A 6,231-nucleotide genomic window follows, 5' to 3' on the forward strand; every position below is an offset into this window, starting at 1 on the left:
GTGTTTTATAATTTCCCTAATCTTTCTTGAACGAGTGAAGTGCAATATTCTTTGAGTGCGTCAATTTTGATATGGTCAAGTATCTCTCCGGCAAAAGCATACAGTAAAAGGCCTTTTGCCTGGTCTTTACCGATTCCCCTTGCTTGGAGGTAGAAAAGCGCTTCTTCATCCAACTGTCCTGTGGTACAGCCGTGAGAGCACTTCACGTCGTCGGCCCAAATTTCCAATTGGGGCTTGGTGTTTACAATAGCATCTTCTGAAAGAAGGATGTTGTTGTTTTGCTGAAAGGCATTGGTTTTTTGTGCATCCTGTCTCACAAAGATCTTTCCGTTGAAAACCCCTCTGGATTTGTCCGAAAGAATTCCTTTGTACAGTTCGTTGGAATCTGCATGAGGCAGGGTATGGTCCACATTGGTGTGATTGTCCACATGGGTGCTGCCATTGAGCAAATAGAGTCCATACATATTGCCTTCACAGCCACTGCCCAGTAGGTTGAGGGTCAGGTTGTTTCTGATCATATCTCCCTGAAGAGAAATGGTCACCGCATAGAAAGTAGCGTCCCTGTGAATATCGGTAACAAAATTGCTGACTTCAATGGCCGATTTGTTTTCATGCTGGAGCTTGTAATAATAAATGTGGGCATTTTCACCTGCATTGATTTCCAATACTCCGTTGATGAAATAGGCTTGGTCATCCAAGCTGACCACTTTTTCTATAAAATTAGCTTGGGAATTGGATTCGGTATGGATAAGGATTCTGGGCAGAATAACCTGTCCTTCATTTGCCTGATTGAAATAAAGGAATAAAATGGGCTTTTCCACCACTTTGTTTTTGTCCACGTGAACATATATACCATCCTCAAAAGCAGCTGTATTCAAGGCGGCAAATGGATCCTTTTCAGGCTTGGCATTGGCACCTATCAGCTTGATCTCTTCTTCGGTAAGTTCAGCAAAGGTTTTAAGGCTGTAATTTTGCTGCGAAACAGTGGATAAAGCGGCATCAAAATGCCCATTGTTAAAGACCACTAAGTCTGCATCCAGGCCAGGAATAAGTTCCTTTTCTACCTGATCCTTGGTCAGGTTGCCCTTTTTTGAAGTGCTTAGGTCGGTAATGGATGTTTCCAGCTTTTTACTTACCGGAGTGTATTTATATTCTTCTGCTTTTTGGACCGGCAAACCTTCTTTTTGAAGCACATCCAATGCCCGCTGCTGAAGTTCACTCCACGGAGCTTTCTTTTGCGAATGGGCTATGTGTTCCAAGAAGGAGTCAGTGATTTTATTTTTAGTAAGTGTAGTCATCGATTAAGAAATAAGATGGTTTGACAATTAAAGGAGTAATTAGACAGAAGCGCCGTCTACATCCTCCTTGATCCAGTCATATCCTTTTTCCTCTAGGTCCAGTGCCAATTCTTTGGAGCCGGATTTTACGATTTTTCCTTTGTAAAGTACATGAACATAATCAGGTACAATATAGTCCAGCAGACGCTGGTAGTGGGTGACCACGATGGTGGCATTGTCTGGTGATTTCAACTGGTTGACACCGTTGGAAACGATCCTTAAGGCATCAATGTCCAATCCTGAATCCGTTTCGTCCAAGATGGAGAGCGTAGGCTCCAACATGGCCATTTGAAAAATCTCATTTCTTTTCTTCTCCCCTCCAGAAAAGCCTTCATTAAGAGCACGGCTCATCAATTTCTGATCGATGTCCACCAACTTCATCTTTTCTTTCATCAAAGAAAGGAATTTAACGGCATCTAAAGCTTCCTGCCCCCTGTATTCCCTTACTTGGTTTACAGCGGTTCTCAGGAAGTTCGTGGTGCTCACACCTGGGATTTCCACTGGATACTGGAAAGCCAAGAACACACCTTCACGGGCTCTATCTTCAGGGCTAAGGTCCAAAAGGTCCTTGCCATTAAAGGTAACTTCTCCTTCAGTCACTTCATACTCTTCTCTTCCGGCAAGCACAGAAGCCAAAGTGGATTTGCCTGAACCGTTAGGTCCCATAATGGCATGTACTTCTCCGGCTTTGATTTCAAGGTTGATTCCTTTCAAGATAGGAGTACCTTCAATAGATGCGTGTAAATTTTTTATTGATAACATGATTTGTACTGATTCTTTTCTGTTTTCGGTAATAGCAGGTGAGGGGAGTGCCTTTGGGCCTCCTTCACCGGTAAGTTAATAGCAAAATGGTAAGGGGGAATTATCCCACACTGCCTTCCAGGGTAAGCGCAAGAAGTTTTTGTGCCTCAACGGCAAACTCCATTGGGAGCTGGTTCAATACTTCTTTGGCATATCCGTTAACAATCAATGCAACGGCATCTTCTGTGTCAATACCCCTTTGGTTACAGTAGAAAATCTGATCTTCACCGATCTTGGAAGTGGTGGCCTCGTGTTCTACCTTGGCAGTTGGGTTTTGGATGTCTATATAAGGGAAGGTATGCGCCCCACATCTGTCCCCCATAAGCAAAGAGTCACACTGGGAGAAGTTTCTCGAATTGTGAGCCCTTTTCATTACCTGTACCTGGCCCCTGTAGGAGTTTTGCGATTTACCAGCAGAAATACCCTTGGATACAATTCGGGATTTTGTGTTTTTACCGATATGGATCATTTTGGTACCGGTATCAGCTTGCTGGTAGTTATTGGTCACTGCCACGGAATAAAATTCACCCACAGAGTAGTCTCCTTTAAGAATACAAGAAGGATACTTCCAAGTCACCGCTGAACCGGTTTCTACCTGTGTCCAAGAGATTTTGGAATGGTCTCCGGCGCAGATACCTCTTTTGGTTACGAAGTTATAGATTCCACCTTTACCGTCCTTGTCACCAGGGAACCAGTTTTGTACGGTAGAATATTTGACTTCCGCATTGGTGGCCGCGTAGATTTCAACTACTGCGGCATGAAGTTGGTTCTCATCCCGCTGAGGGGCAGTACAGCCTTCAAGATAGGAAACGTACGATTCATCTTCTGCTACGATCAAAGTCCGCTCAAACTGCCCTGTATTGGCTGCGTTGATACGGAAATAAGTGGATAGCTCCATGGGGCATCTCACACCTTTGGGGATATAACAGAAAGATCCGTCAGAGAAGACGGCCGAGTTAAGGGCGGCGTAGTAGTTGTCCGTCATAGGGACTACCGAGCCTAAGTATTGTTTAACTAATTCCGGGTGCTCCTGAACTGCCTCACTGAAAGAGCAGAAGATAATGCCCAGTTTACTTAAAGTCTCTTTGAAGGTGGTTCCTACAGATACAGAGTCGAGTACTGCATCCACAGCAATCCCTTGAAGTCTTTTTTGCTCGTTAAGGTTAATACCTAGTCTTTCGTAAATCTGAAGGAGCTCTGGGTCAACCTCGTCCAGGCTTTTGGGCTTGGATTTTTGCTTAGGAGCAGAGTAGTATTTTAGGGCTTGTAAATCCACTTTTGGATAGGTAACGTTGGCCCACTCTGGTTCAGTCATGGCTTGCCAAGTCCTGAAGGCCTTTAACCTCCATTCCAACAGCCATTTTGGTTCTTCTTTTTTGGCAGAAATCCAATGGATAATTTCTTCATTTAAACCGACTGGCGCCTCATCAGCTTCAAAATCAACAGACCAACCGTGTTCATATTCCTTTGAGGTGAACTCCTCTAAAATTTGATTGTCTTTGCTCATAAATCGAGTTATTTAGACTAATTACATTTTATAGCGCAAAGATATAACATTAATCTAAATTTTTATGTTCAGAAGGAATTAAAATTCAGTGGATTTTATGAAAAATTTGTTATTAACGTCTTAAAAAACAGCTATTTAAAGTGCCAAAAGTGCCTGGATGACACTTTTGGGTTTGTTGATAAAATATCAGAAAAACTTGGAATCCTCCTATTAGTACTTTATTTAGATTTAATCTAAATAATTAGCTAGATGCAGTGCCTTATTTTGCATCCTGTTCAAATAGCTGTATAGGTCGGTTTATGCTTTCTTCGAGTACAATGAGTGTTTCGGTTCTGTCAACTCCGTCCACTTTTTGGATTTTGTTCAGTACATCCCTGAGGTGGTTGGTGTCCTTGCAAATAATTTTGGCGAAAATACTGTAATTCCCGGTAGTGTAATAAGCATTGATCACCTCCGAAATGGCTTTGAGTTTTTCTATGACATTGTCATAGAGGGAGCTTTTTTCCAAATAAATGCCCAGATATGCAGAGATATCATAACCCAGTTTTGAAAAATCAATGTTGAGTGTAGCGCTTTTGACAATCCCCATATCCTCCAATTTGCGCATTCTTACATGGACAGTACCAGAAGAAACATACACCTTCTTGGCGATCTCGGTGTAGGGGGTTTTGGCATCTTCATTTAGCAATGAGATAATCTTCAAATCAACATTGTCAATATCTAAATTTTTATCCATTATTTATTTATTTGGTTGTCTTTATTTGAATAAAGATGCATTTAAATTGTTGAATTGTCAAAATTTCAGGTAACATTTTTTTTGATTTGCAAAATACAATAAAATGTATTTACTTTGGGATTACATTGTGAAAGGGATTAAAAATTTGGTGATCCAACGATAAGTTTGAAATAATTTTTGGTTCAAGTCCTTTTTTTATCCTTTTGCATTGGTATTGAAGTAGAAACTTTTAATCTCTAAAGTTATATTTGGGTTTATATTCTGAAAAGGGTCTTGCCATTGGCGAGACTTTTTTGTTTTAATAAGACCTTATTTTTAGTGGTCCTAAAAGTTTAGGATCAGTCATGAAACAGTCTTTCAGGGAAGACTGATAAGTCAACTTTAATTTTATCTATCTATCAGCATCAAGTTAGTCTAAATCCCAAATATGAAGGATGAGTACGGGTGCACGTCGCATTCAGGGATGGAGGAATTTTTCATGCAGTTCAAGTGAAGCAACGGTTAGTTTTTTTAAATGGGCCACTGTTCTGGTACTTCTGTATGACCTTAGTTATTAAATTACTACCATTGGTCCAACTCTTAATTACCTTGTCACGCATTAATGCGTAATTTTCGGGAATTGATTGATTCATTAAAAAATATATTCCCAATATGATGAAAGGATTGAAAGTTGCCATTTTACTGGTGTTACTGTCCTTTGCTGGAAATGCACAGCAAAAAAGAGCGCTTACACATGATGATTATGACCGATGGGAGTCTGTAGCTTCCACCAAGATATCCAATGAAGGTGCATGGGTGGCCTATGAGGTAAATCCTCAGGACGGTGATGGCAGGGTAGAAGTGGTGGCTCATGATGCTCCCGCAAATAAAAGACTCATTCCAAGAGGGTATGATTTCAGGTATTCAAATGATGGAAGATGGGGCGTCGGTAAGATAAAAGCACAGAAAGATACTGTCCGTGCCCTAAAACTGAAGAAGGTTGGGGCTAAGAAAATGCCTAAGGACAGCCTGTTTATTTTATCTCTGGCTTCAGGAACCCTGGAAAAATATGCAGCGGTCAAATCTTACCAGGTGCCGGATAAAGGAGGTAATTGGTTGGCGGTTCACTTTGAAAAGGAAAAAGTAAAAAATGCTGAAAAAGATTCAGCCAACAAGGAAGAGAATAAGAAGACTGAGCTAAAAACAGAGGGTACCCGATTGTGGGTCAGGAGTTTTGACCAAAGTACCAGCTATGAATTAGAAAGAGTAGAGAAGTACGGGTTTTCCGAAAACGGTGATTGGTTATATTATGTAACGGCCACCCAAGATACCTTGGAGAATGCTGGAATTGGCTTGCTGGAGCTAAAATCAGGAGAACGAATCATGTTGGACTCCGGCAAAACCAAGTATACGGATGTAGCCTTTTCCAAAGATTTGAAAGATTTTGCATTTTTGGCCACCCCTGATTCTTCAAAGTCCAAAAAGCCGTATTATCAACTTCATTTGTATTCCATCAAAAAGCAAAAAATCAGAATGGTCATAGATAGAAAGGTGGACGGGATTCTTGAAGGAGGAAGGCTTGCTCAAGGAGGGAATCTAAAGTTTTCAGAAGATGGGCAGAGACTTTATTTTGGTGTTTCGGAAGATTATAAAACCTACGCTTACAAAGAGGACAGCACCATCTTGGATGAAGAAAGGGTTTCGTTGGATATTTGGGGATGGAAGGATGCTGAAATCCAGCCCATGCAGCTGAAAAATAAAGGTAGGGAAGAGAACAAAAGCTATTTAGCAGTATATCACCTTAAATCCGGCAAGGTGGTTCAGCTTGAGGACAGAGACTTTGATAATATCAATTTGGACCGAAAGGCCAG

The 6,231-nt window shown here is 41.2% G+C and carries 4 protein-coding genes and 1 pseudogene; 1 reads left to right on the forward strand and 4 read right to left on the reverse strand.

Annotation, left to right across the window (positions count from 1 at the left end):
- Nucleotides 1-5 precede the first annotated feature (5 nt).
- The 4 genes from sufD to ACYVAA_RS12840 form a co-directional block, all read right to left on the reverse strand.
- Nucleotides 6-1,298, reverse strand: coding sequence for a SufB/SufD family protein (gene sufD, locus ACYVAA_RS12825; protein WP_460542273.1), 1,293 nt, complete (start codon nt 1,296-1,298; stop codon nt 6-8).
- Nucleotides 1,299-1,337: 39 nt separating this feature from the next.
- Nucleotides 1,338-2,099 carry an ABC transporter ATP-binding protein gene (gene sufC / locus ACYVAA_RS12830; protein ID WP_460542276.1) on the reverse strand — a complete coding sequence of 254 codons (762 nt, stop codon included), beginning with the start codon at nt 2,097-2,099 and terminating at the stop codon, nt 1,338-1,340.
- A 100-nt stretch (nt 2,100-2,199) separates the two neighbouring features.
- Nucleotides 2,200-3,645 (reverse strand): Fe-S cluster assembly protein SufB, encoded by a 1,446-nt coding sequence (sufB, locus tag ACYVAA_RS12835; protein WP_460542278.1) that lies wholly within the window; start codon nt 3,643-3,645, stop codon nt 2,200-2,202.
- Between the two features lie 259 nt (nt 3,646-3,904).
- Nucleotides 3,905-4,381, reverse strand: coding sequence for an Lrp/AsnC ligand binding domain-containing protein (locus tag ACYVAA_RS12840; RefSeq protein WP_460542280.1), 477 nt, complete (start codon nt 4,379-4,381; stop codon nt 3,905-3,907).
- 651 nt (nt 4,382-5,032) lie between these two features.
- Here ACYVAA_RS12840 and ACYVAA_RS12845 point away from each other — a divergent pair.
- Nucleotides 5,033-6,231, forward strand: a pseudogene (locus ACYVAA_RS12845) (S9 family peptidase); the annotation flags it as partial.

This window comes from Echinicola sediminis, from assembly GCF_054777495.1.

Coding starts and splice junctions, on each gene's coding strand:
- sufD (WP_460542273.1), bottom strand. CDS start 1,298: ATGACTACACTTACTAAAAATAAAATCACTGACTCCTTCTTGGAACAC.
- sufC (WP_460542276.1), bottom strand. CDS start 2,099: ATGTTATCAATAAAAAATTTACACGCATCTATTGAAGGTACTCCTATC.
- sufB (WP_460542278.1), bottom strand. CDS start 3,645: ATGAGCAAAGACAATCAAATTTTAGAGGAGTTCACCTCAAAGGAATAT.
- ACYVAA_RS12840 (WP_460542280.1), bottom strand. CDS start 4,381: ATGGATAAAAATTTAGATATTGACAATGTTGATTTGAAGATTATCTCA.